General features: G+C 72.3%; 22 protein-coding genes. 14 read left to right on the top strand and 8 right to left on the bottom strand.

What is annotated here, in order from left to right:
• Nucleotides 1-123: 123 nt before the first annotated feature.
• Complete coding sequence (locus CHB94_RS02070; RefSeq protein ID WP_089334941.1) at nucleotides 124-645, top strand: hypothetical protein; 522 nt, start codon at nucleotides 124-126, stop codon at nucleotides 643-645.
• Between the two features lie 129 nt (nucleotides 646-774).
• Nucleotides 775-1,536: a DUF6640 family protein gene (locus tag CHB94_RS26635; RefSeq protein WP_368073842.1), complete on the top strand. Its 762-nt coding sequence runs from the start codon at nucleotides 775-777 to the stop codon at nucleotides 1,534-1,536.
• Here the strand turns inward: CHB94_RS26635 and CHB94_RS02065 are convergent.
• Nucleotides 1,458-2,141 carry an MBL fold metallo-hydrolase gene (locus CHB94_RS02065; RefSeq protein WP_089334940.1) on the bottom strand — a complete coding sequence of 228 codons (684 nt, stop codon included), beginning with the start codon at nucleotides 2,139-2,141 and terminating at the stop codon, nucleotides 1,458-1,460. The two genes, CHB94_RS26635 and CHB94_RS02065, sit on opposite strands and share 79 nt — an antisense overlap.
• Before the next feature lie 47 nt (nucleotides 2,142-2,188).
• Here CHB94_RS02065 and CHB94_RS02060 point away from each other — a divergent pair, with 47 nt between their 5' ends.
• Both CHB94_RS02060 and uvrA read left to right on the top strand, forming a co-directional pair.
• Nucleotides 2,189-3,625 carry an amidase gene (locus tag CHB94_RS02060; RefSeq protein WP_089334939.1) on the top strand — a complete coding sequence of 479 codons (1,437 nt, stop codon included), beginning with the start codon at nucleotides 2,189-2,191 and terminating at the stop codon, nucleotides 3,623-3,625.
• Between the two features lie 195 nt (nucleotides 3,626-3,820).
• Nucleotides 3,821-6,712 carry an excinuclease ABC subunit UvrA gene (gene uvrA / locus CHB94_RS02055; RefSeq protein ID WP_089334938.1) on the top strand — a complete coding sequence of 964 codons (2,892 nt, stop codon included), beginning with the start codon at nucleotides 3,821-3,823 and terminating at the stop codon, nucleotides 6,710-6,712.
• A 178-nt stretch (nucleotides 6,713-6,890) separates the two neighbouring features.
• Here the strand turns inward: uvrA and CHB94_RS02050 are convergent, their stop codons facing one another.
• Nucleotides 6,891-8,270 carry a hypothetical protein gene (locus tag CHB94_RS02050; protein WP_217899131.1) on the bottom strand — a complete coding sequence of 460 codons (1,380 nt, stop codon included), beginning with the start codon at nucleotides 8,268-8,270 and terminating at the stop codon, nucleotides 6,891-6,893.
• A gap of 189 nt (nucleotides 8,271-8,459) precedes the next feature.
• On the opposite strand from CHB94_RS02050, the gene uvrC reads away from it, so the two are divergent.
• From uvrC to CHB94_RS02000, 10 genes are all read left to right on the top strand, one after another.
• Nucleotides 8,460-10,511 (top strand): excinuclease ABC subunit UvrC, encoded by a 2,052-nt coding sequence (uvrC, locus tag CHB94_RS02045; RefSeq protein ID WP_089334937.1) that lies wholly within the window; start codon nucleotides 8,460-8,462, stop codon nucleotides 10,509-10,511.
• Complete coding sequence (rapZ, locus tag CHB94_RS02040; protein ID WP_089334936.1) at nucleotides 10,508-11,491, top strand: RNase adapter RapZ; 984 nt, start codon at nucleotides 10,508-10,510, stop codon at nucleotides 11,489-11,491. The genes uvrC and rapZ overlap by 4 nt, the downstream gene beginning before the upstream one ends.
• 23 nt (nucleotides 11,492-11,514) lie before the next feature.
• A complete protein-coding gene (locus CHB94_RS02035) occupies nucleotides 11,515-12,444 on the top strand; it encodes a gluconeogenesis factor YvcK family protein (RefSeq protein WP_254920339.1) in 930 nt (309 codons plus the stop codon).
• 90 nt (nucleotides 12,445-12,534) lie between these two features.
• Nucleotides 12,535-13,515 (top strand): DNA-binding protein WhiA, encoded by a 981-nt coding sequence (whiA, locus tag CHB94_RS02030; protein WP_089334934.1) that lies wholly within the window; start codon nucleotides 12,535-12,537, stop codon nucleotides 13,513-13,515.
• A 267-nt stretch (nucleotides 13,516-13,782) separates the two neighbouring features.
• On the top strand, nucleotides 13,783-14,787 hold the full coding sequence (gene gap, locus CHB94_RS02025; RefSeq protein ID WP_089334933.1) for a type I glyceraldehyde-3-phosphate dehydrogenase: 1,005 nt from the start codon (nucleotides 13,783-13,785) through the stop codon (nucleotides 14,785-14,787).
• Nucleotides 14,787-15,992, top strand: a complete 1,206-nt coding sequence (locus tag CHB94_RS02020; protein WP_089334932.1) for a phosphoglycerate kinase — start codon at nucleotides 14,787-14,789, stop codon at nucleotides 15,990-15,992. The genes gap and CHB94_RS02020 overlap by 1 nt, the downstream gene beginning before the upstream one ends.
• Nucleotides 15,992-16,819: a triose-phosphate isomerase gene (gene tpiA / locus CHB94_RS02015; RefSeq protein ID WP_089335133.1), complete on the top strand. Its 828-nt coding sequence runs from the start codon at nucleotides 15,992-15,994 to the stop codon at nucleotides 16,817-16,819. Before CHB94_RS02020 ends, tpiA begins: the two co-directional genes overlap by 1 nt.
• Before the next feature lie 49 nt (nucleotides 16,820-16,868).
• Nucleotides 16,869-18,650 carry an ABC transporter substrate-binding protein gene (locus CHB94_RS02010; protein ID WP_089334931.1) on the top strand — a complete coding sequence of 594 codons (1,782 nt, stop codon included), beginning with the start codon at nucleotides 16,869-16,871 and terminating at the stop codon, nucleotides 18,648-18,650.
• Between the two features lie 65 nt (nucleotides 18,651-18,715).
• A complete protein-coding gene (gene secG / locus CHB94_RS02005) occupies nucleotides 18,716-18,952 on the top strand; it encodes a preprotein translocase subunit SecG (protein ID WP_089334930.1) in 237 nt (78 codons plus the stop codon).
• Between the two features lie 88 nt (nucleotides 18,953-19,040).
• Complete coding sequence (locus CHB94_RS02000; protein WP_438264909.1) at nucleotides 19,041-19,418, top strand: RNA polymerase-binding protein RbpA; 378 nt, start codon at nucleotides 19,041-19,043, stop codon at nucleotides 19,416-19,418.
• Between the two features lie 2 nt (nucleotides 19,419-19,420).
• Here the strand turns inward: CHB94_RS02000 and CHB94_RS01995 are convergent, their stop codons facing one another.
• The 6 genes from CHB94_RS01995 to tal all read right to left on the bottom strand — a co-directional run bounded on the left by CHB94_RS01995 (nucleotide 19,421) and on the right by tal (nucleotide 25,977).
• Nucleotides 19,421-19,669 carry a hypothetical protein gene (locus CHB94_RS01995; protein WP_089334929.1) on the bottom strand — a complete coding sequence of 83 codons (249 nt, stop codon included), beginning with the start codon at nucleotides 19,667-19,669 and terminating at the stop codon, nucleotides 19,421-19,423.
• A gap of 51 nt (nucleotides 19,670-19,720) precedes the next feature.
• The gene (gene pgl / locus CHB94_RS01990) at nucleotides 19,721-20,539 is read right to left on the bottom strand and encodes a 6-phosphogluconolactonase (RefSeq protein WP_089334928.1); all 819 of its coding nucleotides are present in this window, start codon (nucleotides 20,537-20,539) and stop codon (nucleotides 19,721-19,723) included.
• Nucleotides 20,536-21,585, bottom strand: coding sequence for a glucose-6-phosphate dehydrogenase assembly protein OpcA (locus tag CHB94_RS01985; protein ID WP_089334927.1), 1,050 nt, complete (start codon nucleotides 21,583-21,585; stop codon nucleotides 20,536-20,538). The genes pgl and CHB94_RS01985 overlap by 4 nt, the downstream gene beginning before the upstream one ends.
• Nucleotides 21,586-21,646: 61 nt before the next feature.
• Complete coding sequence (zwf, locus tag CHB94_RS01980) at nucleotides 21,647-23,164, bottom strand: glucose-6-phosphate dehydrogenase (protein ID WP_089334926.1); 1,518 nt, start codon at nucleotides 23,162-23,164, stop codon at nucleotides 21,647-21,649.
• A gap of 102 nt (nucleotides 23,165-23,266) precedes the next feature.
• Nucleotides 23,267-24,880, bottom strand: a complete 1,614-nt coding sequence (locus tag CHB94_RS01975) for a phosphoglucose isomerase-related protein (RefSeq protein ID WP_089334925.1) — start codon at nucleotides 24,878-24,880, stop codon at nucleotides 23,267-23,269.
• The gene (gene tal / locus CHB94_RS01970) at nucleotides 24,877-25,977 is read right to left on the bottom strand and encodes a transaldolase (RefSeq protein ID WP_089334924.1); all 1,101 of its coding nucleotides are present in this window, start codon (nucleotides 25,975-25,977) and stop codon (nucleotides 24,877-24,879) included. The genes CHB94_RS01975 and tal overlap by 4 nt, the downstream gene beginning before the upstream one ends.
• Between the last annotated feature and the right edge of the window lie 92 nt (nucleotides 25,978-26,069).

Genomic DNA, 26,069 nt, shown 5'->3' with positions numbered 1-26,069 from the left:
AGGTCGGCACCCTCACTCGCGTCGCCACCGCGGCCGTCAAGGGGTCGGCGCCCCAACCCGTGCGCTCCCCGCGCCGTGGTCCACGCTGAAGTACACCGAACCGGTTCGTGGGGGGAGGCGAGCATGGCCGCGCGACCGAGCATTAAGAGCGCACGCACGGCCGGCCTGCTCCGCCGGCGGACCCTGGTCATCGCGTGGGTCACGGTCGCGGTTGGCACACTGCACTTTCTCGACCATGTGATCCGCGGCTACTACGTCGTCGACCGCGGATTGGATCCCTCCTGGAACCACAGCGGCTGGCCATTCATGTCGGAGTTCACTCCCTTCACCGCCAGCCTGATCGGGGTCTACGGGCTCCTCGGCGCCGGCATCTGGCTGACCTCACGGGGGCGCGTGGCCGGTCACTGGTTCGTGACATCGCTGTTGTTGGGTGCCCTCGTGGTGTGGGTGCACTTCGTCGGGGCCCCGGCCGAGACTCCTGCGGGGATCTACCGGAGCTGGGCCAACCCCGTGGCCGGCGTCGTGGCCGTGGCCAACACCTTCGCGGTCATCGCCGCCGTACTGGGCCTGGGCGTCAACGCCGTCGTGCTGGCAGGTCGATCAGGCGGCCGGGTGGGGGGCCGCGACGTCCTTCGAGGACGGTGACCGTGCAGCGTTTGCCGCCGGCGGCGTGGCCCCAACGACCGTCGACCACCACGGCCGCGAGATGAGAGTGAGCTCCTGGGGTCGCGCTCGCGGCCTCGTCCGACGGGGGTGACGGAGGGAGGAGACGCGATGAGGACGAGCCGCCTGGTACTGACCGGCGCAGCGGTCGGCACGATCGTGGGCACGGCGCGAGCAGACCTGAACGCCACCCACGTGTTCAACCCGGAGTGGCCTCCACACGCGCGCTTCCACGGCGCCGCCGGCTTGGGCACGGTCGCGGGCGCGCAACTGCTCGCGCTGTGGCTGCTGTGGCGACCGGCCTTGTCCGCCGCCGAGCGGGACCTCGCGGCCAGGGCCCTCACCCCTGAGGGCGACGACGGGCTCGGCCGCCGGTCGTTACCGTCCCGCCGTGCCGTACCCGGTCCTTGGGTACCGCAACGAGCGTCCTACCCGGTTCCGTCCTCGGGAGCACTGACGGTCCGCACCATCCATCCGGTCAGCAGGCCGGCCGCGGTGGCCGCGGCAGCAGCGATTGCGGAACGGAGCAGACGGTGCCTGCCACTCATGACAGCCTCCTGGGACAGCGGTGTGCCCGATCTCTGCTCCGTAGGCTCGACCGGCTCAACTGCCTGTCAGCGGCCGGGCCGAAGTGGCGGATCTGGAGTACCTCTTCCCAGCCGAGCGATGTTGCCATCCACCGCAGGTTGCTCAGGGGGGATGGACCCGGTAGCCCACCCCGACTTGCGCGCCGTCTCGGCAAGGTCCGCAAGCCGGTCTGTCACGTTGCCCCTCTGGGACGCGGTGGCTCCACTTCACCAGCCACGAGCGCGCCACTCGCTCAGATGCGGACGTTCGACTCCGAGAGTGCTGTCCTTGCCATGGCCTGGGTAGAACCACGTCGAGTCGTCGAACTGCCCGAAGATGCGCTCCTCCAGGTCGTCTATCAGCGAGGTGAAGTCCGTCGGGTTCGTTGTCCTTCCAGGACCGCCCGGGAAGAGGCTGTCCCCGGTGAAGACGTGGACGCCCGCGTCCTCCGGCCCCCGCCAGACCAGCGCGATGCTGCCCGGCGTGTGGCCGCGCAGGTGCACCACCTCGAGCGTCTGCTCGCCCACCGTCACGGTGTCGCCGTGCTCGACGGTGCGCTGCACCACGACGGGCAGGTCCGCCGCGTCGGCGGTGCCGGCCACGGTCGCCGCGCCGGTCGCCTCGACCACTTCCGGAAGCGCCCGGTGATGGTCCCAGTGCCCGTGCGTCGTGACGACGGTGCGCAGGTCGGCGTCGCCGATCAGGGCGAGCAGCGCCTCCGGTTCGGCGGCCGCGTCGACGAGCAGGGCCTCACCCGTGGCGGTGCAGCGCAGGAGGTAGGCGTTGTTCGCCATCTCGCTGACGGCCAGCTTGCTGATGGTCAGGCCGGGCAGCGCCCGCACGTCGGCCGGGCCGCCGACCTCCACATCGCCGGTGTAGGGCTGGTCGCCGGTCGGGGGAGAGGCGCTCATCGGGACTCCGATCGCAGAGTGTCAGCGGCCGCCGTTACGGTCCTGGCATGGACGCTAGCGGAGCTCTCCACGACGCCGGATCTGCTGTTCCGCGTGCGGCCGCGACCGTCGGCCTGCCCGCCACCGAGATCGCGCGCCTGGTGCGCTCCGGCGAGGTGACCGCGGTCGACGTCGTCCGCGCGCACCTGGACCACATCGACGCCGTCGACGCCCGGGTCGGCGCCTTCCGGGTCGTCCGCCGGGAGGCCGCTCTGGCCGAGGCGCACGCGGTCGACACCGCGCTCACCCGCTTCGCCCTGCCCCTGGCCGGCGTCCCCATCGCGGTCAAGGACAACGTCGCGGTCGCCGGCGAGGTGTGCACCGACGGCTCCCCGGCGTCCACCTCCGGTCCCGAGCCCCGCGACCACCCGGTCGTGAGCCGCCTCCGCAAGGCCGGGGCCGTGATCGTCGGCATCGCGCGGGCGCCCGAGCTGTGTCTCTACGCGGTCACCGACGGCCCGGGTGCGGTCAGCCGCAACCCCTGGGACACCGCCCGGTCCCCGGCGGGCAGCTCCGGGGGGAGCGCGGCAGCGGTGGCGTCCGGGGCCGTGCCGCTCGCCCACGGCAACGACGGCATGGGTTCCCTCCGGCTGCCGGCCGCGGCCTGCGGGCTGGTCACGCTGAAGCCGGGCACGGGTGTCGTGCCCGCCGAGATCGGCGCCGACAGCTGGTCGGGCATGGCCGAGAACGGCGCGCTGGCGACGACCGTGGCCGACCTCGCGGTGGCGCACGCGGTGATGGCGGGGGAGGAGCCGGCCGACCCGGCGGCCCCCGGCCGGCCGCTGCGCATCGCGCTCTCGACCAGGTCCCCGGTGCCGGGCGCCCGCGCCGACGCCCCCACGCGTGCCGCGGTCGCCGCCGTCGTGGCACTGCTCACCGCCGCAGGCCACACCGTCGTGCGCCGGGAAGCGCCCATCACCCCGGCCGCGGCAGCGGGCGCGCTGACCCGCTGGATGGTGGGCGCCGACAACGATGCCGAGCATCTCGGCCTCGACCGGCAGGCCCTCCAGCCCCGGAGCCGGACGCACGCGCGGATCGGCCGGTTCGTGCGCCGTGCGGGCCTGGTGCGGCCGCGGACGGCGGAGCGTTTCCGGGAGCGGATGGTGGCGTTCTTCGACGACGTCGACGTGCTGCTGAGCCCGGTGACGACCGGCCCCCCGCTCGCCGCGCGCCCGTGGCACGAGCGGTCGTTCCTGGCCAACATCACCGCGAACGCCCGTTGGGCCCCGTGGACCGCGGCCTGGAACCTGGCGGGCCTCCCCGCGGCGGTCGTGCCGGCCGGGATCCGGCCGGACGGCCTTCCCGTGGCTGTCCAGTTCGTCGGTCCTCCGGGCGCCGAAGGACGACTACTCTGGCTGGCCGGAGAGCTGGAGCGTCAGCAGCCCTGGCGGCGCCATGCACCCGTCTTCGACCCCACCGCGTCACCGGCCCAGGCGCCGGGCTGAGCCCTCGGCCACCGTGCCGTGGTGTCGTCCCGGCACGCGTGATGCGGGTGACACCGGGGCGCGCGGAGGCGGGGGAACAGCCGCCGGGAGCGGCGCCTTGCCTCCACCGGGAGGCCGCCGCCCGCACCACCGTTCCCCGGAACCACGGCCGACCGGCCTGACCGCATTCCAGCCACAGCGACCGACAGGGATCACATGGACCGGCTCGTCGTCCGCGGCGCCCGAGAGCACAACCTCAAGGACGTCCACCTCGACCTGCCCCGCGACGCACTGATCGTCTTCACGGGGCTCTCCGGCTCGGGGAAGTCCAGCCTCGCCTTCGACACGATCTTCGCCGAGGGCCAGCGCCGCTACGTCGAGTCGCTGTCGGCCTACGCCCGCCAGTTCCTCGGGCAGATGGACAAGCCCGACGTCGACTTCATCGAGGGGCTGTCCCCGGCGGTCTCCATCGACCAGAAGTCGACCAACCGCAACCCGCGGTCGACCGTGGGCACGATCACCGAGGTCTACGACTACCTCCGGCTGCTCTACGCCCGCGCCGGCCAGCCGCACTGCCCCAACTGCGGCAAGCCGATCTCCCGGCAGACCCCGCAGCAGATCGTGGACCAGGTGCTCGGCATGGAGGAGGGCACCCGCTTCCAGGTGCTCGCGCCCGTCGTCCGCGCCCGCAAGGGCGAGTACGTCGACCTGTTCAGCTCGCTGCAGACCCAGGGCTTCTCCCGCGTCCGTGTCGACGGTGTGATCCACCCGCTGACCGAGCCGCCGACGCTCAAGAAGCAGGAGAAGCACACGATCGAGGTGATCGTCGACCGCCTCACGGTCAAGGAGAGCGCCAAGCGGCGGCTGACCGACTCGGTCGAGACCGCGCTCGGGCTGGCCGGCGGTCTCGTCGTCCTCGACTTCGTGGACCTCGCCGAGGACGACCCCCAGCGCGAGCGCACGTTCTCGGAGCACCTCGCCTGCGTCGACGACGGACTGTCGTTCGAGGCGCTGGAGCCGCGCTCGTTCTCGTTCAACTCGCCCTTCGGCGCCTGCCCGGAGTGCACCGGCATCGGCACTCGCAAGGAGGTCGACCCCGAGCTGGTCGTGCCCGACCCGGGGAAGAGCCTCGCCCAGGGTGCGGTCGCCCCGTGGTCGAGCTCGATGAGCAACGAATACTTCACGCGACTGCTCACCGGGCTGTCGCAGATGCTCGGCTTCTCCATGGACACCCCGTGGGAGGACCTCCCCGCGAAGGTGCAGAAGGCGGTCCTGCACGGTTCGCCCGACCAGGTGCACGTCCGTTACAAGAACCGGTACGGCCGTGAGCGCAGCTACTACGCCGCCTTCGAAGGCGTGCTGCCGTTCCTCGAGCGACGGCACGACGACACCGACAGCGACTACATGCGGGACAAGTACGAGGGCTACATGCGCGATGTGCCCTGTCCCGTCTGCCACGGCACCCGCCTGAAGCCGGAGATCCTGGCCGTCAAGCTCAACGGGCGGTCCATCGCCGAGGTCACCAACCTCTCCATCGGCGACGCCTGGGAATGGCTCAACGTGCTGGAGCTCGGTGAGCGGGAGCGGGCGATCGCCGACCGCGTCCTCCGCGAGATCCAGGCCCGGCTCTCGTTCCTGGTCGACGTCGGCCTGGACTACCTCTCCCTCGACCGCCCCGCCGCGACCCTCGCCGGCGGGGAGGCGCAGCGGATCCGGCTGGCCACGCAGATCGGCTCGGGCCTGGTCGGCGTCCTGTACGTCCTCGACGAGCCGTCGATCGGGCTGCACCAGCGGGACAACACCCGGTTGATCGAGACGCTCGTGCGGCTGCGCGACATGGGCAACACGCTCATCGTCGTCGAGCACGACGAGGACACCATCAAGGTGGCCGACTGGGTGGTCGACATCGGCCCCGGCGCCGGCGAGCACGGCGGTGAGGTCGTGGTCAGCGGAACGGTCGAGGACCTGCTGGCCAGCGAGCGGTCGATGACCGGCCAGTACCTCTCCGGCCGCAAGCAGATCGCCATCCCCGAGAAGCGGCGCGAGCCCACGCCGGGCCGCGAGCTGGTGGTCAAGGGGGCCCGCGAGAACAACCTGCGCGGCATCGACGTCGCGTTCCCGCTCGGCTGTCTGGTCGCGGTCACGGGCGTCTCCGGCTCCGGGAAGTCGACCCTGGTCAACGACATCCTCTACACGACGCTGGCCAACCAGCTGAACCGCGCCCGGCTCGTCGCCGGCCGGCACCGCACGATCACCGGTCTCGAGCAGCTCGACAAGGTCGTCCACGTCGACCAGTCGCCCATCGGCCGGACCCCCCGGTCGAACCCGGCCACCTACACCGGGGTGTGGGACCACGTCCGCAAGCTCTTCGCCAGCACGTCCGAGGCGAAGATGCGCGGCTACCTGCCGGGCCGGTTCTCGTTCAACGTCAAGGGCGGGCGCTGCGAGGCGTGCTCCGGCGACGGCACGCTGAAGATCGAGATGAACTTCCTGCCGGACGTGTACGTGCCCTGCGAGGTGTGCAAGGGCGCCCGGTTCAACCGGGAAACCCTCGAGGTGCACTACAAGGGCAAGACGGTCGCCGAGGTCCTCGACATGCCGATCGAGGAGGCGGCCGAGTTCTTCGCCGCCATTCCGGCGATCGCCCGCTACCTGCGCACGCTCACCGAGGTCGGCCTCGGGTACGTCCGGCTGGGGCAGCCCGCGACCACGCTGTCCGGGGGTGAGGCGCAGCGCGTGAAGCTGGCCAGCGAGCTGCAGAAGCGGTCCAACGGCCGCAGCATCTACGTGCTCGACGAGCCGACCACGGGCCTGCACTTCGAGGACATCCGCAAGCTGCTCCTCGTGCTGCAGGGGCTGGTCGACAAGGGCAACTCGGTCATCGTCATCGAGCACAACCTCGACGTGATCAAGAGCGCCGACTGGCTGATCGACATGGGCCCCGAGGGTGGTTTCCGCGGCGGCACCGTCGTGGCCGAAGGGACGCCGGAGCTCGTCGCGACGGTGCCGGAGAGCCACACGGGCAGGTATCTGGCGAAGATCCTCGACCCCGAAGCGATCGCCGCGGCCACCGCCCCGAAGAAGCGGGCGCGCAAGAAGGCCAGCTGAGGGAACGCCCCGGCCGTCAGGACGTCGGACTGTCGGCTGGGGCGACCATCCGCTCGTGGTCCGGGGGCTCCTGGGGTCGCGGTGCGGACCGCGGATGGTGTCGGCGACGGCGCGGCCGCTCGGGGCGGGCCGTGGGGTCTCGCCCGCCGGCGAGCACGACCGTCGGTGCAGCTTCCTCTCAGGAGTGCCACCGCTCCATGTGCTCGGCATGCGTGCGCAGGTAGGCGCCCGGAGCGAAGAAGCGGTCGTAGAACTCCAGGTCCAGGTGGTGGGCCTGCACGTAGTTGAGGATGAACAGCGTCGGCACGGTGCCCGGGAACTTGCCGAACGTGTCCAGCACGTATTGGGCCTGCAGCGCCACGCACGCCTTGAACCGCTCGTCATGGACCTGGGCGCTGCCCCGGAAACCCGGGCTGTCCGTCCACGGGCCGGGAGTGCGGGGGTTGAACGGGCCTCCCTCGCCGAACTTGCGCTCCGCGAACGCTTCCACGGCAGCGGTCATGTCGGCGTGGTGCGGTGGGCAGAACGCCTCGAAGACACCGGGCAGGCCCGTCGGGTTCGGCACGGCCCAGCGATCATCGGTGTCGTACCGGAAGCCCAGTCCGGGGACGTCGGGGTTCCCGGACGCGCCCAGCATCGAGAAGCGGTCGATCCCGTCGAACATCCACCCGCCCAGACCCAGGCCCTGCAGCATGAGCACGCCCGCGTAGCAGCTGGTGGCCAGCTCAGCGGTGGCCTCCGTCAGCGCGTACTGCTCGCTGAACGTGAGCGGGAACGGCGCATCGACGTCCACGAGGTCCCGGAACTCGTCCAGGCCGGGAATCTCACGGCCGTTGACGTCGTCGAAGATCGCGTACCCGTTCTGGGCGAAGAAGCACAGGATGGCGAGCATGTGCTGGGCGATGTCGGCCACCGGGATGACCAGCAGCGAACCGGGCACGTTGACGCACCAGGTGTTGTGCCCCTCCAGGTACGGCTCCTCCGCCGGCAGGTGGAGCCGTGTGCCGGACAGCCGGCGCAGCCGGGACGCGTGCCGCTCCACCATGAGCTCTGCTGTGACGTCCTCGACGGCCGGGTCCACCAGAGCACCGGCGTCACGCGTCGGGAAGAAGTACACGCCGGAGTCGTCGGTGAAGAAGAGTTCGGCGGTGTGGAAGCCGGCGGCCGAGGGGAAGGTCCGGCCCGCGGCCCCGCCGGCGTAGTTGGCGGCATGGGGCGCGTAGCGGGCATTGCGGGTGATGGAGTAGTGCCACCCGGTGGTCCCGCCCATGGCGCTCAGCACCAGCAGGCGCTCCAGCTCGTTCAGCGGCACCGGCTCGTGCCGGGATCGGTAGGCCAGCGGCCCGTCCGGGATCTCGTCGCCCAGGGCGAACCGCCGCGATCGGCGCCCGAACAGGGCCTCCACCAACGGAAAGGCCGCCAGCTCGGCCAGCGGGTCGCTGCCGACCGTGGGCCCCGCAGCCGTCGGCGTCCGTGCCTCCGGGATCGGTCCCCGGGCGTCGGGCTCCCGGGTGATCGGGTTCTGCGCCGATCCGGTCGAGTCGCGAGTCGAGCTCATCGCGCCACCTCCGGCGAGGGCTGAACCAGGTGGGACGGGTCTGGTCCCGAGGCCCTGGGATGTCGATAGAACCGGAGGGAGCCGTGCACCGGCAGGTCCGATGGTCCCGGGCCTTCGAACGGTCCCCCAGCCGGCACGGGCGCCCGACCCCCGGCCGCCATGTCGGAGGGCCGACATAATCTGGGAGCCATGGCCGACCCGTCCACGTACCGCCCAGCGGTCGGCAGCATCCCCGAGTCGCCCGGCGTCTACCGGTTCCGCGACCCCACAGGCCGCGTCATCTACGTCGGCAAGGCCAAGAGCCTCAGGCAGCGGCTGAACAGCTACTTCGCCGACGTCGCCGGCCTCCACCCGCGCACCCGGCAGATGGTCACGACGGCGTCGAGCGTGGACTGGACCGTCGTCGGCACCGAGGTCGAGGCCCTCCAGCTCGAGTACAACTGGATCAAGGAGTTCGACCCGCGGTTCAACGTCCGGTACCGGGACGACAAGAGCTATCCCAGCCTCGCGGTGACGCTGAACGAGGAGTATCCCCGGCTGCAGGTGATGCGGGGGCCCAAGCGCAAAGGAGTCCGGTACTTCGGCCCCTACGCCCACGCCTGGGCCATCCGCGAGACGCTCGACACCCTGACCCGCGTCTTCCCCGCCCGGACCTGCTCCAACGGGGTGTTCAAGCGGGCCGGCCAGATCGGCCGCCCCTGCCTGCTCGGGTACATCGGCAAGTGTGCGGCGCCCTGCGTCGACCGGGTCAGCGCCGCGGAGCACCGGCAGATCGTCGACGACTTCTGCGACTTTATGGCCGGCAAGACGGAGTCGATGATCAAACGCCTCGAGCGGGAGATGGCTGCGGCCGCCGAGGCGATGGAGTACGAGAAGGCCGCCCGGCTCCGCGACGACCTCGGTGCCCTCAAGCGGGCGATGGAGAAGCAGGCCGTCGTCCTCGGCGACGGCACCGACGCCGACGTCGTCGCCTTCGCCCAGGACGAGCTCGAGGCCGCGGTCCAGGTCTTCCACGTCCGCGGCGGGCGGGTGCGCGGTCAGCGCGGCTGGATCGTCGACAAGGTCGAGGCGGTTACCACCGGCGAGCTGGTCGAGCAGTTCCTGCTCCAGGTCTACGGCGGCGTCGACGAGCAGACCGGCCTCGGCGAGGCGGGGGAGGCCGTGCCCCGCGAGGTGCTGGTCCCGGAACTCCCGAACGACGCCGACGTCTACACCGAGCTGCTCGAGGAGCTGCGCGGCGGCAAGGTCTCGCTGCGGGTGCCCCAGCGGGGCGACAAGCGCAGCCTGCTGGAGACGGTGGAGCGCAACGCCAAGGAGGCGTTCGCCCGTCACCGGGTCAAGCGCGCCAGCGACCTCACGGCCCGCTCCCTCGCGCTCGCGGAGCTGCAGGAGGCGCTCGAGCTCCCCGACGCACCCCTGCGGATCGAGTGCATCGACATCTCGCACGTCCAGGGCACCAACGTGGTGGCCAGCATGGTGGTGTTCGAGGACGGCCTGGCCAAGAAGTCCGACTACCGCCGGTTCTCCGTCGCCAACGGAACCGACGACACCGCCGCCATGGCCGAGGTCGTCCGCCGGCGGTTTGCCCGTCACCTCAAGGAGGAGGCGGACCGCCGGGACGAGCAGGGCGTGGCGGCGGAGGAGGGCCGGCCACGCCGGTTCGCCTACCCGCCGAACCTCCTGGTCGTGGACGGCGGTGCGCCGCAGGTCGCGGCGGCGGCGCGATCCCTCGACGAGCTGGGCATCGTGGACGTCGCCGTCTGCGGGCTGGCCAAGCGCATGGAGGAGGTGTGGCTGCCGGGAGACAGCGACCCGGTGATCCTGCCCCGCACCTCCGAGGCCCTCTATCTCCTGCAGCGGGTGCGTGACGAGGCCCACCGGTTTGCCATCACGTACCACCGGCAGAAGCGGTCCACCGGCATGCTGGTGTCGATGTTGGACGATGTCCCGGGTCTCGGGGAGTCGCGGCGGAAGGCGCTGATGAAACAGTTCGGATCGCTCAAGCGGCTGCGGGCCGCCACCGTCGAGGAGCTGACGGCGGTGCCCGGCATCGGCCGGCGTACCGCCGAGGCCGTCCTGGCGGCCGTCGCCCAGCCGGCGGCCGACGACGCGTCGACGTCGCCGCCCGCCGCCGACGGGGCTGCCGTGGAGTCCACGACGGCACCCCAGGGACCCGCCGAGCGCGGCACTCCCCGAGCCGGAGCGGGCGCGACCGCCGAGGTTGGTCGGGTGGCGTCGTGACCGTGGGCGCCCCGAGCGGGCTCGACGACGCCCCCGACCAGGCGGCACCACGATCTCCGGGTGGCCCCGCCGGTCCGCACAGCGACGTGGCGCCCGGGCTGGACCCCACCACGACCGAGGTGCAGCCACTGGAGATCGTCGTCGTCACCGGGCTCTCCGGCGCCGGGAAGCTCAGTGCCGGCCGCGTCCTGGAGGACCTCGGCTGGTTCGTCGTCGACAACCTGCCCCCGGCGCTGCTGCAACCCATGGTCGAGCTGGGCGCGCGTGGCGACATCCGCCGCTTCGCCGCCGTCGTCGACGTCCGCAGCCGCGCCTTCTCCAGTGACCTGCAGGAGGCGATCCGTGTCCTGGCCGAGGCGGGCAACCGGCCCCGGGTGATCTACGTGCACGCGCGCGACGAGGTCCTCGTGCGGCGGTACGAGTCCGTGCGCCGTGAGCACCCGTTGCAGGGCACCGGCACGCTCATCGACGGGATCTCCGCCGAGCGGGGCCTGCTCACCGGGATCGCGGGCGAGGCCGACCTCTGGGTCGACACCAGCGATCTCAACGTCCACCAGTTGCGCGCGACGCTCGAGAACGCCTTCGCCCGCGAGGGCCGCACGCCACCGCTCACGGCGACCGTCATGAGCTTCGGGTTCAAGTACGGGCTCCCGCTCGACGCGGACCTGGTGATCGACGCGCGGTTCCTGCCCAACCCCCACTGGATCCCGGAACTGCGGCCCAAGACCGGCAAGGACCCGGACGTGAGCGCTTACGTGCTCGGCCAGGCCGACGCCGGCGAGTTCCTCGACCGCTACTCCGACGTGCTCCGGCTGCTGATCCCCGGCTACCGGCGCGAGGGAAAGCGCTACCTGACGCTCGCGGTCGGCTGCACCGGCGGCAAGCACCGCAGCGTCGCCATCGCCGAGGAGTTCGCGCGCCGTCTCACCGCGGAGGGGCTGACCGCCGCCGCCCGACACCGCGACCTGGGCCGCGAGTAGTGGACGGGAGAAACCCGCGGGTCGTGGCCTTCGGCGGCGGTCACGGACTGGCGGCCGCACTCGAGGCCTGGCGCCGGATCACCACGGAGCTCACCGCAGTGGTCACCGTCGCCGACGACGGGGGGTCATCGGGCCGGATCCGCCGCGAGATGCCGGTCCTGCCTCCTGGTGACCTCCGGATGGCCCTGGCGGCCCTCGCCGACGGCGGTGCGCGGGGGCGCGAGCTGGCCGCGCTGCTGCAGCACCGGCTGGGGGGCACCGGAGTGCTCGCCGGTCACCCGGTGGGCAACCTCATGCTCACCGGCCTCACCGAGATGCACGCGGGCGACACCACGCGGGCGCTCGACGCCCTGGGGAAGCTTCTCGGCTGCTGCGGCAGGGTGCTGCCGATGGCCGACGTCCCGCTCGACCTGGTGGCCAAGGTGGACACCACCGACCCCGACGACCCGGAGCGCACCCGCACGATCCGGGGGCAGGGCGCCATCGCCGCGACCCCGGGCCGCGTGCGGGAGATCCTGCTCTCGCCGCCCGACCCGCCCGTGCACCCGGCTGTCCTCGAGGCGATCGCCGCGGCGGACGTCGTCTCCCTCGGGCCGGGGTCCTGGTACACCTCGGTGCTTCCGCACCTCCTCGTGCCCAGACTGCGCAGCGCGCTGGCCTCCGCGCACGCCCGGGTGGTGGTTGTGCTCAACTTGGTGCCGCAGCCCGGGGAGACCGAAGGGTTCTCCCCGGAGGAGCATCTGAGCGTGCTGCAGTCACATCTGGACGGGGTGGCGTTGCACACGGTGATTGCGGATGCTGACTGGGTCGTTGACCGTCGTGGTCTTCTGTCTGCGGTGCGGGAGTGCGGCGCCGAGCTCGTCCTGGCTCCGGTCGCCGAGCTCGACGGTGCGCCACGGCACGATCCCGTGCGCCTGTCGGCCGCGCTGGCCTCCGTGGTCGGCGCGCGGTGAGGGAGTACGAGTGTCCGATCGGGTATCGGAATTGACTGCGACAGCTTTCGATCCTGAGCGGTCGGTACAAGGGGGAAGGGGACGCCGCACATGGCGATGACCGCAATGGTCAAGGACGAACTCTCACGGGTCGAGTGCACGAAGACCTCCGAGCGCAAGGCGGAGGTCACCGCGCTGCTGCGCTTCTCGGGTGGCCTGCACATCGTGGGCGGCCGGGTGGTCATCGAGGCCGAGCTCGACACGGGCTCGGTAGCCAGACGACTGCGTCGCGACATCAGCGAGGTGTACGGCTACACCAGCGGGGTCAGCGTGCTCGCCGGCGGCAACATCCGCCGGGGCGTGCGGTACCTCGTGCGGATCGCCAAGCACGGCGAGGGCCTCGCCCGTCAGACCGGGCTCGTCGACCAGCGCGGCCGGCCCGTCCGCGGCCTGCCGCCGTCGGTCGTCTCCGGCGGCATCAACGACGCCGAGGCGGCCTGGCGCGGCGCGTTCCTGGCCCACGGCTCGCTCACCGAGCCGGGCCGGTCGTCCTCCCTGGAGGTGACCTGCCCCGGGCCCGAGGCGGCGATGGCGCTCGTCGGCGCCGCGCGGCGCCTCGGTATCCCGGCGAAGGCCCGCGAGGTCCGCGGCGCCGACCGGGTCGTCATCCGCGACGGCGACGCGATCAGCGCCCTGCTGACCCGCATGGGAGCCCATGACGCCGTGCTCGCCTGGGAGGAGCGGCGGATGCGCCGCGAGGTCCGGGCGACGGCGAACCGGCTCGCCAACTTCGACGACGCGAACCTGCGTCGTTCGGCCCGGGCGGCCGTGGCCGCCAGCGCACGCGTGGAGCGGGCGCTGGAGATCCTGGCCAACGACGCACCCGAGCACCTCCTCGTCGCCGGCCGGCTGCGGCTGGAGTACGGCCAGGCGTCGCTGGAGGAGCTGGGTCAGCGTGCCGATCCGCCGATGACGAAGGACGCGGTCGCCGGGCGGATCCGCCGCCTGCTGGCCATGGCCGACAAGCGGGCCAAGGACCTCGGCATCCCGGACACAGAATCCGTCGTCACCGACGACATGCTGGCGCAGTAGAAGGACCCCTCTGCCTCCCACCGCTCCCACGCTCGCGGCGGGGCCCCTGCAGGGGGGCCGTTCCAGCACCTCGCCACGCTCGGCGCGGGCCCCTGAAGAGTGGCCGTTCCAGGACGTCACCCGGCTCGCCGTGAGGGCCGGCCTCCTCGCCCGTCCGGGCGACGCAGGCCGGTCCCCGCCCGGACCGATAGGGTTTCGACGAGCAAGGCCGCGCGCCGACGTGCGGCCTCCGACGCCACAGCTTCATCGTTCAATGGGAGGTCTTCAGTGACGATCCGGGTGGGCATCAACGGATTCGGCCGCATCGGCCGCAACTTCTGGCGGGCCGCTGCGGCCAGCGGCCAGGACATCGAGATCGTGGCGGTCAACGACCTGACCAGCCCGGAGGTCCTGGCCCACCTGCTGAAGTACGACAGCATCCTGGGCAAGCTCGCCGAGGACGTCGCGGCCGACGGCGAGGGCATCAAGATCGGCGGGAAGACCATGAAGGTCCTCTCCGAGCGCGACCCGGCCAACCTGCCCTGGGGGGACCTGGGCGTCGACGTCGTCATCGAGTCCACCGGCTTCTTCACCAAGGCCGACGACGCGCGCAAGCACGTCGACGCGGGTGGCGCCAAGAAGGTCATCATCTCCGCGCCGGCCACCGGCGACGACCTGACGATCGTCATGGGCGTCAACCACGAGCGGTACGACGGCTCGCAGACGATCATCAGCAACGCGTCCTGCACCACGAACTGCCTCGCGCCGCTGGCCAAGGTGCTCAACGACGCCTTCGGCATCGAGCGTGGCCTGATGACCACCATCCACGCCTACACCGCCGACCAGAACCTGCAGGACGGCCCGCACAAGGACCTCCGCCGGGCCCGCGCCGCCGCGCTGAACATCGTGCCCACCTCGACCGGCGCCGCGAAGGCCATCGGCCTGGTGCTGCCCGAGCTCCAGGGCAAGCTCGACGGCTACGCGCTGCGCGTCCCGGTGCCGACGGGCTCGGCCACCGACCTCACCGTCACGCTGTCCCGCGAGGTCACGGCCGAGGAGGTCGACGCCGCCTACCGCGAGGCCGCCGCGGGTCCGCTGGCCCCGTACCTCGTCTACACCGACGCCCCGATCGTCTCCTCCGACATCGTCACCGACCCGGCGTCGTGCATCTACGACGCGAAGCTGACCAAGGTGTTCGGCGACCAGGTGAAGGTCGTCGGCTGGTACGACAACGAGTGGGGATACTCCAACCGCCTCGTCGACTCCGTCGTGCTGGTGGGTTCCAAGCTCTGATGCGGAGCCTGGACGACCTCATCGCCGACGGCGTCTCCGGTCGGCGCGTCCTGCTGCGCGCCGACCTGAACGTCCCGCTGGACAAGAACACGGGGGCCATCACCGACGACGGCCGCATCCGGGCGAGCCTGCCCACGCTGCAGGCGTTGCGCGAGGCCGGTGCCAAGGTGATCGTGGCCGCCCACCTCGGTCGGCCCAAGGGGGCGCCGGACCCGCAGTTCTCCCTCGCGCCGGTCGCGGCACGTCTGGGCGAGCTGCTGGGGACGACGGTGCCGCTGGCCACCGACGTGGCCGGTGCGGACGCGAACGCCAAGGCGGCCGCGCTGGGCGACGGCGACGTCCTCCTGCTGGAGAACGTCCGCTTCGAGGCCGCCGAGACCTCGAAGGACGACGCCGAGCGCGGTGAGCTGGCCGACCGGCTGGCCGACCTGGCCGACGTCTACGTCGACGACGCCTTCGGTGCGGTGCACCGCAAGCACGCGTCGGTGTTCGACGTCGCCGAGCGGCTCCCGCACGTCGCAGGGCGGCTGGTCGCCCGCGAGCTGGAGGTGCTGACCCGGCTGACCGCCGAACCCGACCGGCCCTACCTGGTCGTGCTGGGCGGCTCCAAGGTCAGCGACAAGCTCGCGGTCATCGAGGCCCTGTTGCCCAAGGTCGACCGGCTCCTGGTCGGTGGCGGCATGTGCTTCACCTTCCTGGCAGCGCAGGGGCACGGCGTCGCGAACTCGCTGCTGGAGGCCGATCAGGTCGACACCTGCCGTCGGCTGCTGGCCGAGGCCGGGGAGCGCATCGTGCTTCCGCTCGACGTCGTCTGCGCCACGGCCTTCAGCGCCGAGGCAGAAACCAGCGTCGTCCCGGTGTCGGAGATCCCTGACGGGCTCATGGGCCTCGATGTCGGCCCGCGCACCGTCGAGGTGTTCGGCCAGGCGCTGGGCGCCGCGCGCACCGTCTTCTGGAACGGCCCGATGGGCGTGTTCGAGCTGGCCCCCTTCCAGGCGGGCACCCGCGGCGTCGCCGCGGCCGTCGCCGCCGTGGACGGACTGTCGGTGGTGGGGGGCGGCGACTCCGCCGCCGCCGTCCGGCAGCTCGGGCTCGACGAGCAGGCCTACGGCCACATCAGCACCGGCGGCGGCGCGTCGCTGGAGTACCTCGAGGGCCGGGAGCTGCCCGGGCTCGTGGTGCTCGCCGACGGATCGGGGCAGTGATGGCGCGCAAGGAACGCACCGAACCCAGGCGTGGCGCCTTCCAGGGGGAGGGCCGGCGCACGCTGATCGCCGGCAACTGGAAGATGCACATGACGCACCTGGAGGCCATCGGCCTGGTGCAGAAGCTGGCGTTCACGGTGCCCGAGCTGGTGCTCGACACCGTCGACGTCGTCGTCCTCCCGCCGTTCACCGCGCTGCGCAGCGTGCAGACCCTGGTGACCGGCGACAAGCTCGCCGTCGGCTTCGGCGCGCAGGACCTGTCGGCGCACGACTCCGGGGCGTACACCGGTGAGGTCAGCGGCGGGATGCTCGCCGCGCTGGCCTGCCAGTACGTCACCGTCGGTCACTCGGAGCGGCGGGCGATGCACGCCGAGGACGACGCCGTGGTGGCGGCCAAGGCGCGGGCCGCACTGCGGCACGGCGTCGTCCCCATCGTCTGCGTGGGGGAGGGGCTGGAGATCCGGCAGGCCGGCGAGCACGTCGCGTACTGCACGACCCAGCTCGACGCCTCCCTGGAGGGCCTCACGGCGGAGCAGGTGGCCTCGCTGGTCATCGCCTACGAGCCGGTGTGGGCGATCGGCACCGGAGAGGTGGCTACTCCGGAGGATGCGCAGGAGGTCTGCGGCGCACTCCGGGCGCGGCTCGCCGAGCGGTTCAGCCCGGAGACGGCCGCCTCCGTCCGTATCCTCTACGGCGGGTCGGTGAAGGCCGCGAGCACGGCCGGGATCCTGGCCGGGCCGGACATCGACGGTGCCCTCGTCGGCGGCGCGAGCCTGGACGCCGACGAGTTCGCGCAGATCTGTCGGATCGCCGCCGACGGCAGCTGAGCCCCGCTGCCGCCGCCGGCCGCATGTGGGTGGGAGCGGGCAGCAGGCAGTGGAGAGCACCCTGGAGCGGCTGCGGGACCGGCTCCCCACATGGATCCGCGACCGGCCGCGGCGGCGGGTTCTGGCCGCCGCGGCCGTCGTCCTGCTGGTGGTCGTCATCGCCGTCAGCTGCGGTGGCGGGACCGGGGGGCGCGCCGACGTCCCCGTGGTCGAGGGGACCCCCGACGCGGGAGTGACCGGCGTGCGCGCCCCCTCCGACCGGACCGGCGGGACGCTGCGGGTGGTGTCGGCGGAGATCGACAGCCTCGACCCCCAGCGGTCCTACCTCCCGGGTGTCTGGAACCTGATGCGGCTCTACACCCGCACCCTGGTCACCTACTCCTCCGAGCCAGGCCGCACCGACGAACTGGTGCCCGACCTCGCCACCGACCTCGGCACCCCGTCGGAGGACGGACTGAGCTGGACGTTCACCCTGCGGGACGGCGTCCGCTTCGAGAACGGCCGCCCGATCACCAGTCGCGACCTCAAGTACGGCATCGAGCGGTCCTTCGCCTCCGACGTGATCGTCGGCGGCCCCACGTATGTCGTGGACCTGCTCGACGACCCCGGCAACCCCTACGCCGGCCCCTATCAGGACGAGTCGCCCGACAAGCTGGACCTCGCCGCCGTCGAGATCCCCGACGACCGCACGATCACGTTCCGGCTGCGCGCACCCCAGCCGGACTTCCCGTACGTCATGGCACTGCCGTCCAGCAGTCCCGTGCCCATCGAGGCCGACACCGCCGCCGAGTACGGCCAGGACCCCGTCTCCTCGGGGCCGTACGCGATCGCCTCGGTCGACCCGGCGACGGGCATCCTGCTCGAGCGGAACCCGGAATGGGACCCCGCCACCGACGCCGTCCGCACCGCGCTACCCGACCGGGTCGTCGTCCGGACGGGGCTGACGGGCGTGGAGCGGGATCAGGCGCTGCTGGCCGGGTCCGCCGACGCGGACATCACGGGCACCGGCGTGCAGCCGGCGACCACCGCCCGGTTGGACGCGGACGAGGACCACCCGGTCCGCGACCGGGTGGACGACACGACCACCGGGGCCCTCCGGCTGCTCGCCCTGCCGACCGACGTCGCGCCGATGAACAACGCCGACTGCCGCGCCGCGGTCGCAGCGGCGGTCGACCGCGCGGCGGTGCAGGAGGAGCTGGGTGGGGCGGCCAACGCGGTCCGCCGGTCGCAGCTGTGGCCGCGTGGCCTCGGCGGCGGTCCCGAGGACTCCGACCCGGGTCCCGATCTCTCGGCCGCCCGGGCCTCGCTGGCGGCCTGCGGGCACCCCGACGGCTTCGGCACCGTCCTCGCGGTTGCCGACACGCCGACCAGTGTCGAGGTCGCCGGGCTGATCGCCGGGCAACTGGCCGAGGTGGGCATCGACGCAGAGGTCCGGCCGCTGAGCGCCACGAGCTTCTACGCGACCGATGTCGGGAACCCCGACAACGTGGCGGCGAACGGCTTCGGCATCGTGCTCGCCACCTGGACGGCGGACTTCCCGACGCCGGCCTCGTTCCTGACGCCGCTCGTCGACGGCGGCAGCCTCCGGCACGTCGGCAACACCAACTACGCCCGGCTCGACGACCCGGCCGTCAATGCACTGGTGGACGCCGCCCAGGCCGCCGATGATCCGGACGCGTGGCGCGAGGTCGCCACGGCGGTGTCGGAGACGTCGGTGTACGTGCCGCTGGCCGAGGTGCGGGTGCAGCTGGTCGCGGGCCAGCGGTTGCGCAACGGTGTGGTGATGCAGCCCTACAGCGGCTACGACCTCGCCACCGCGGGCGTGCGCTGAGCGTCGGTTAGGCTCGTAGACCAGAGCCCGGTGCCCTCCTGCCGGTCGCCTAGCCTGGAGAAGTCATGGTCGAGCTGGTCCTCAACGTGCTGCTGGTCCTCACCAGCACGCTCCTCGTGGTGCTGATCCTGCTGCACCGGGGCAAGGGCGGCGGTCTGTCCTCGATGTTCGGCGGCGCGGTGTCCTCCTCGCTGAGCGGGTCCTCGGTCGTGGAGAAGAACCTCAACCGGCTCACGGTGTTCTGTGCACTGATCTGGAGTGTCTGCATCGTCGGCCTGGGAATCCTGCTCAAGGTCGGCTGAGCGCCCGCTCGGGCTCCCGATCGATCCGGCGCAGAAACGTGACCGGAGATGGCGCCACCAGGCCCTAGACTTCGCCCGCGGCCGTGACGTGCCGCACGACCGGCGAGGACTGCAGGGGGCGCTCGTGGCTGGTGGCAATGCGATCCGGGGGACCCGGGTCGGCGCAGGTCCGATGGGTGAGGTCGAGCGCGGTGAGGCGGCTCCGCGGAACCGCATCCCGTTCTGGTGCGCCAACCGGCACGAGACCCGCGTCGCCTTCGCCTCGGAGGCGGACGTGCCCGAGCTCTGGGACTGCCCGCGCTGCGGTCTCCCGGCCGGGCAGGATCAGCAGAACCCGCCGCCGGCGCCACGCAGCGAGCCGTACAAGACCCACCTGGCCTACGTCCGCGAGCGGCGCAGCGACGCCGACGGGGACGCGCTCCTCGAGGAAGCCCTGACCCGGCTGCACCAGCGCCGCAGCGTCTGAGATCAGTCGGCGCGCGGGGCGGACACCGGTCCCCGGGATCGCCAGCTGCCGCTCTCGGCGTGCCAGAACTCGCTGCGCGGTTGTGCGCCCCGGGCTGACCGCCACGGCTCCGGCCAGGGATAGTGCGCCTCGGGAAGCTCCGGAACCAGGGGCGTCCCGGTGCCGGCCGCCTCGGGCAGGCAGGGTTCGGCGTCGCGCGGGCGCGGGATCGGCGGGGCGGTGCTCGCGGTGCGGGCCTCGGAGACGGTCATCGGACAACTCCTGGACGGCTGGTGCTGAGCGGCCGGAGGCGACCGCTCGCCTCAAGTGGAGTCCGTCGCGTGCCTCGCGGATACAGACTTAAGCCCCTGTCCGGGCGACACGGGCAGCCCGGCGGCGGCGGCGCGGTCGAGCAACCACCTGGTGGTCCGGACGCCGTGCACGCCCGCGGCGGGAAGCTGCTCCGCCGTCGCCCCCTCGGCCAGCGCCGCGGCGACGGCCGGCGCCTTCGCCTCCCCGGACACCAGCAGCCAGACCTCCTCCGCGGCGTTGATGGCGGCAAAGCCCAGGCTGACCCGGGTCGGCGGCGGCTTGGGGCAGTCCCGCACCGCGACGACGGGACGCTCGTCCCGCGCGGCCGGTGTCTCCGGGAAGATGGACGCGACGTGACCTTCCGGGCCCATCCCGAGCAGCAGGACGTCGAGGCGGGGCACGGCACGCCCCTCCGGTGCGGCGGCGGCCAGCTCGGCGGCGTACCAGGCGGCGGCGTCCTCGGGCTCGGCGAACTCCCCGTCCGACGCGGGCATCGCATGCACCCGCTCCGCCGGGACGCCGACGACGTCCAGCAGTACGCGGCGGGCCGCCTTCTCGTTGCGTTCGTCGTCGTCGGCCGGAACGAATCGCTCGTCGCCCCACCAGACGTGCACCGCCGTCCAGTCGACGGTCTCGCCGACCGGCTCGGCAGCCAGCTCGGCGACCCGTCGGAGGACCGCGGTACCGATGCCTCCGCCGGTGAGCACCACCGACGCCGTCCCGTGCACGGCCTGCGCCGCGGCGAGGCGCGCGACGAGCGCCTCGGCCCCGGCCCGTGCCAGGTGTTCGGCGTCGGGCTCGACGACGACGTCCGGCGGGGACGTGCTCACGAGTCGGGGCTCTTCGCTGCGGCGCGTTCCCTGGGGTGGTCGCCGTCGGCGTTCTCCTCGGCGGGGTCGACCCACACGTACTCCCGCACCGGCGACCGGTCGGCCAGGCCGGTCACACCGGTCGCGGCCTCCAGTGCGTCGCGGTAGGGCTCGTCGGTGTCCAGCCGGCGCAGCTCCTCGCTGAGCAGGTCACCCAGTGCCCGCTCGGGCAGGGCCACGGTGGCGTCGGGCCGGTGCGGCTGGGAGATCACGGCGCTGCCCTTGCGGTCGGCGTGCAGCTGCACCTCCTCGTCCTGGTCGAGCTCCAGGACGACCGAGTCGACGCCGCTGGAGCCCGGCCTGCGCCCGCCCTCCTCCACGGTGATGGGGCAACCGCACCGCGAGATCAGCCAGCCGGCCAGGAGCGCCGCAGTCGGATTTCCCGGATCGCCTGAGATGCGGCCGCTCCGCACCACGACCGGTTCCCCCCGCCGGCCGGACACCGAGTCGAGGGTCGAGGCCAGGATCGTCCGCCACGCCGTGCTCCGCGTCCACGCCAGGTCCGTGTCACCCGGGGCGTAGTCGGCGGCGCGGGTCTTCAGTGCAGCCAGGGGGTCGTCGGAGATGGAGCTGTCGGTGATCCGCCGGTCGGCGAAGACGGCGAGCGCGTCGGTCGACAACTGATCCGGCGGCGGAGCGTGCCACCAGGCCACCACGGGGGCGTCGGCGGCGAGCAGCGGCAGCACCACCGACTCCGCGTGCAACCCGAGCCGGCCGTACATCCGCATGACCACGGCCTCACCGGGGCCGAGCCGGCCCCCGATCGCCACCTCGGCGTCCAGCCGCGGCGTCGGCGCGTCGATCTGCCGTCGCACCACGACGAGGACGCGGCACGGGTGCGCCTCGGCGGCGTGCGTCGCGGCCTCCTCGGCCTCGGTGACCCGGCTCTCGTCCGCGACGACGACCAGGGTGAGCGCCACGCCGGAGAGCACGGCGCCGCCGGTGCGCCGCTGCGCCGCAAGTTCCTTCACCACGGCCGAGCCGGTCGTGTCCCAGAGCGTGGTCATGGGGTCTCCTCGGTGGGGGACGGGGGAGCGGATCGGCGGGTGGGTGGGGGAACTCGCCCCCTCACGGTCGGCGCCACCGGCGACCCTCGGCGGCCAGCATCTCGTCGGCCGCGCGCGGGCCCCATTCGCCGGCCCGGTAGGAGTGCGGTGTCGTGCCGGCCCAGAACTCCTCCAGCGGATCGATGACCGTCCACGAGGCCTCCACCTCGGCGTTCCGCGGGAAGAGCGTGGCATCGCCCAGGAGCACGTCGAGCAGCAGCCGCTCGTAGGCCTCGGGGCTGGTCTCGGTGAACTGCTCGCCGTAGAGGAAGTCCATCGACACGTCGCGGACCTCCATGACGCTGCCAGGAACCTTCGAGCCGAACTTGAGGGTTACCCCCTCGTCCGGCTGGACGCGGATCACCAGCTGGTTGTTGCCCAGCTCCTCGGTGTCGGTGTCGGCAAAGGGCAGGTGCGGGGCCCGCTTGAAGACGAGGGCGATCTCGGTGACCCGGCGGGGGAGTCGCTTGCCGGTGCGCACGTAGAAGGGCACCCCGGCCCAGCGACGGGTCTCCACCCCGAGCCGGACGGCGGCGAAGGTCTCGGTCGTGGACTCGGGGTCCACCCCCTCCTCCTGGCGGTATCCGCTGACGCGCTCCCCGGCGAGCCAGCCCTGCTCGTACTGGCCGCGGACGGCGAACGTCTCCATGTCCTCGGGGATCGAGATGGCGCGCAGGACCTTGAGCTTCTCCGTCCCGATCTCCTCGGGGGAGAACTCGACCGGCTCCTCCATGGCGGTCAGCGCGAGCAGCTGCAGGAGGTGGTTCTGCAGCACGTCACGGGCGGCGCCGGTGTTCTCGTAGAACTGGGCGCGGCCGCCGATGCCGACGTCCTCGGCCATGGTGATCTGCACCGAGTCGACGTGGTGGCCGTTCCAGATCGGCTCGAAGAGACTGTTGGCGAAGCGCAGGGCCAGCAGGTTTTGGACGGTCTCCTTGCCCAGGTAGTGGTCGATCCGGAAGACGTCGTCGGCGCTGAACACGGAGTCGACCAGCTCGTTGAGCTGGCGGCTGGAGAGCAGGTCGTCGCCGAAGGGCTTCTCGACCACCACCCGGCGCCAGCGCTCCGGGGTGCTCTCGGCCATACCGGTCCGCTGCATCTGCTTGAGCACGGTCGGGAACATCGCCGGGGGGATGGAGAGGTAGAACGCGGCGTTGCCACCGATCCCGTGTGACCCCTCGAGCCGGCCGAGAGTGGCGGCGAGCTGGTCGAAGGCGGCGTCGTCGTCGAACGAACCCGGCACGAAGGTGATGTCGGCGGCCAGCTGCTCCCACACCTCCTCGCGCCACGGCGTGCGAGCGTGCTTCCGGGCGGCCTCCCGGGACAGCTCCGCGAAGTCCTGGTCCGCCCAGTCGCGGCGGGCGAAACCGAGGAGCGCGAAGTTGGTGGGCAGCAGTCCCCGGTTGGCCAGGTCGTAGACGGCCGGCAGCAGCTTCTTGCGGGCCAGGTCGCCGGTGATGCCGAAGACGACGAGCGCGCAGGGCTGGGGCACTCGGGGCAGCCGCCGGTCCCGCGGGTCACGCAGCGGGTTGGGGATCATGATCGGTCCTCGAGATCGGAGGGACACCCGTCGTCCGGCCCGGCGGGGGACCGGACGACGGGGCGGATCAGCACGCGGGTCGTGCGGCTGTAACCACGGCCGTCAGCTGAGCGTCGCCAGGAGCTGATCGAGCCCGGCGGCGCGGTCGGTCAGGTGCAGGTGGAGCAGCGGCCGTTGCCGATCGGCGAGGGCCTTGCGGTCACCACCGGCCTGCGCCGCCTGGAGGGTCCCGAAGCTGTACGGCTGGTCGGGGACCTGCAGGTCCTCGGCCACCACGCCGGTGAGCTGGAGGAACGCCCCGACCTGCGGACCGCCCTTGTGGTACTGGCCGGTCGAGTGCAGGAAGCGCGGACCCCATCCGAACGTGACCGCGTGGTCGCTCCGGCGGGCCAGGGCCGCGCGCAGCCCCTCGGCGCTCGCGTCCTTCTGCCGGTCGAGGTAGGCCATGACCGCGAGGTATCCACGCGGGGGGATCGACGCCAGGAGCGCGTCGATCGCCAGGGACACTCCGTCGTGCGAGGACAGGTCGACGCCGTCGAGGACTCCGCCGCTGCCGTAGACCTCGATGGCGCCGATCGTCGCCGCGGGCCGCTCCTCGGGGAGGCCCTCGCCGAGGATGCGCTGGGTGTTCTCCTTGCTCTCGGTCACGTTGGGCTGGTCGAAGGGATTGATCCCGAGCACCCGGCCGGCCACGGCCGTCGCGTACTCCCAGCCCAGGAACTGGGCACCGAGGGGTCCGGAGACGCCGACCGACGGCTCCAGCGCGGGAGCGCCGGAGCCGACGACCCCCAGCAGGACGTCCGGGCCGGATGCGCCGGGGGCGTCGACGGACTCGAGGACGACGGGCAGGATGCCGCGCCCCTCCTTGCCGGTGGACTCCGCGATCAGCTGCTCGGCCCAGTCGCCGAAGCCCTGCAGCTGCGGCCCCGAACCCTGCGATCCACCAACGGCCAGGGCCAGCTTGTCGCGACCGGCGCGAAAGGCCGCGCCGAGGACCGTCCCCAGCTGCAGCGCCGGGTTGTCCGGCTCGGCCAGCTGGACGGCGAGATCCTCGGCCTCGGCCAGCAGTGCTCCGACGTCGGCACCGGCGAGCGCCGACGGAACCAGGCCGAACGCCGACAGGGCGCTGTATCGCCCGCCGACGTTCGGGTCGGCCAGGAACACCGCGCGGGCGCCCATCGCCGCGGTCGTCTCGGACAGCGGCGAGCCGGGGTCGGTGACGACGACGAAACGCCGGCCGATCTCCTTCTCGTCCAGCCCGGCGTCGGCGAACGCCTGGATGAAGGCGCGCCGCTGGCTGTCGGTCTCCACCGTGCCGCCGGACTTCGAGCTCACCACCACGACCGTGCGGTCGAGGTCGTCCATCGCCGCGAGCACCTGACCGGGATCGGTGGTGTCCAGCACGACCAGCGGCACCCCCGCCGTCCGGCAGATGACCTCCGGCGCCAGGGAGGAGCCACCCATGCCGCACAGGACGATCCGGTCCAGCCCCTCGCCGACAAGTTCCGCGCGCAGGTCCGCCAGCCGGGAGACCAGCTCCCGGGACGTGGCCGGCAGGTCCAACCAGCCCAGCCGGATCGCCGACTCGCTCTCCGCCTCGGGACCCCACAGGGTGGCGTCCTTGGCGACCAGTCGCGCAGGGACGTCGTCCTCGGTGAGCGGGCCCCGGACCGTGTCGGGGACGTCCAGCCCGTGGACGCTGACCGACAGGCTCATGCCTTGTCCTCGAGCTGGGTGCGCACCGACTCGGTCAGCTCGTCCCAGGAGTCGACGAACTTCTGCACGCCCTCCTCCTCGAGCACCCGGAAGACGTCGTCGAGGTCGACGCCGGCGTCGGCGACCGACCGCATCACGGCGGCGGCCTCGTCGTAGGACTTCTGCACCGGCGCGCCGGGCGCGCCGTGGTCGGCGTAGGCCATCAGGGTCTTCTCCGGCATCGTGTTCACGGTGCCGGGCGCGATGAGTTCGGAGATGTACATCGTGTCCGAGTACTCCGGGTTCTTGACGCCCGTCGAGGCCCACAGCGGCCGCTGCGGGCGGGCGCCCTGCGCCTCGAGGCTCCGCCAGCGCTCGGAGGAGAAGACCTCCTCGTAGGCCTGGTAGGCCAGCTGCGCGTTGGCGATGCCCGCCTTGCCCTTGAGTGACGGGTCGGCGCCCGCCTTGTCGAGCCGCTTGTCGATCTCGGTGTCCACCCGGGACACGAAGAACGACGCCACCGAGGCGATTCCGGCGAGCGAGCCGCCCTCGGCCACGCGCTTCTCCAGGCCGGAGAGGTAGGCGTCCATGACCGCGCGGTAGCGCTCCGGGCTGAAGATCAAGGTGACGTTGACACTGATCCCGTTGGCGATGGTTTCGGTGATCGCCGGCAGGCCCGCCTCTGTCGCCGGAATCTTGATGAAGAGGTTCGGCCGGTCGACCAGCCACCACAGGTGACCGGCCTCGGCAGCCGTCGCGTCGGTGTCGTGGGCCAGGCCGGGCGCAACCTCGAGCGAGACCCGGCCGTCGCCGGGCGACATCTCCGCCACCGGGGCCAGCAGGTCGCAGGCGTCCCGGACGTCGGACGCCGTGATGGTCCGCAGCGCCTCCTCGACGCTCACCTTGCGGACGGCGAGGGCGTGCAGCTGGTCGTCGTAGGACTCCGACCCGCTGATCGCCGCCGCGAAGATGGTCGGGTTGGTGGTGACCCCCACGACGGAGTGCTCGTCGACGAGGGACTGCAGGTTGCCGCTGCGGATGCGGTCACGGGAGAGATCGTCGAGCCAGACGGCGACCCCTGCCTCGGAGAGCTCGGCCAGCTTCTCGTTCTGTGCCATGTCTCGTGCCCTTCTCGATCGGGTGGGGGAGCGGCCCCGCTGCAGGGGCCCAAGGCCCCGTCTCGGGGCCCGCACTGAGCTTGCGGAGGGTT

Origin of the sequence: Blastococcus mobilis (assembly GCF_900188025.1) — a bacterium.
Taxonomy (GTDB): Bacteria; Actinomycetota; Actinomycetes; order Mycobacteriales; family Geodermatophilaceae; genus Blastococcus_B; species Blastococcus_B mobilis.
The sequence above is the reverse complement of the archived record's forward strand: the minus strand, read 5'-3'. Positions and strand labels throughout refer to the sequence as shown.

What these genes read in the sequence shown, in the direction of transcription:
- whiA (WP_089334934.1), top strand. Translation starts at nt 12,535, where the DNA reads ATGGCGATGACCGCAATGGTCAAGGACGAACTCTCACGGGTCGAGTGC.
- CHB94_RS01985 (WP_089334927.1), bottom strand. Translation starts at nt 21,585, where the DNA reads ATGACCACGCTCTGGGACACGACCGGCTCGGCCGTGGTGAAGGAACTT.
- CHB94_RS02050 (WP_217899131.1), bottom strand. Translation starts at nt 8,270, where the DNA reads ATGAGCTCGACTCGCGACTCGACCGGATCGGCGCAGAACCCGATCACC.
- CHB94_RS02020 (WP_089334932.1), top strand. Translation starts at nt 14,787, where the DNA reads ATGCGGAGCCTGGACGACCTCATCGCCGACGGCGTCTCCGGTCGGCGC.
- secG (WP_089334930.1), top strand. Translation starts at nt 18,716, where the DNA reads ATGGTCGAGCTGGTCCTCAACGTGCTGCTGGTCCTCACCAGCACGCTC.
- uvrA (WP_089334938.1), top strand. Translation starts at nt 3,821, where the DNA reads ATGGACCGGCTCGTCGTCCGCGGCGCCCGAGAGCACAACCTCAAGGAC.
- CHB94_RS02060 (WP_089334939.1), top strand. Translation starts at nt 2,189, where the DNA reads ATGGACGCTAGCGGAGCTCTCCACGACGCCGGATCTGCTGTTCCGCGT.
- tal (WP_089334924.1), bottom strand. Translation starts at nt 25,977, where the DNA reads ATGGCACAGAACGAGAAGCTGGCCGAGCTCTCCGAGGCAGGGGTCGCC.
- CHB94_RS02065 (WP_089334940.1), bottom strand. Translation starts at nt 2,141, where the DNA reads ATGAGCGCCTCTCCCCCGACCGGCGACCAGCCCTACACCGGCGATGTG.
- CHB94_RS26635 (WP_368073842.1), top strand. Translation starts at nt 775, where the DNA reads ATGAGGACGAGCCGCCTGGTACTGACCGGCGCAGCGGTCGGCACGATC.
- CHB94_RS01975 (WP_089334925.1), bottom strand. Translation starts at nt 24,880, where the DNA reads ATGAGCCTGTCGGTCAGCGTCCACGGGCTGGACGTCCCCGACACGGTC.
- CHB94_RS01995 (WP_089334929.1), bottom strand. Translation starts at nt 19,669, where the DNA reads ATGACCGTCTCCGAGGCCCGCACCGCGAGCACCGCCCCGCCGATCCCG.
- CHB94_RS02070 (WP_089334941.1), top strand. Translation starts at nt 124, where the DNA reads ATGGCCGCGCGACCGAGCATTAAGAGCGCACGCACGGCCGGCCTGCTC.
- uvrC (WP_089334937.1), top strand. Translation starts at nt 8,460, where the DNA reads ATGGCCGACCCGTCCACGTACCGCCCAGCGGTCGGCAGCATCCCCGAG.
- zwf (WP_089334926.1), bottom strand. Translation starts at nt 23,164, where the DNA reads ATGATCCCCAACCCGCTGCGTGACCCGCGGGACCGGCGGCTGCCCCGA.
- tpiA (WP_089335133.1), top strand. Translation starts at nt 15,992, where the DNA reads ATGGCGCGCAAGGAACGCACCGAACCCAGGCGTGGCGCCTTCCAGGGG.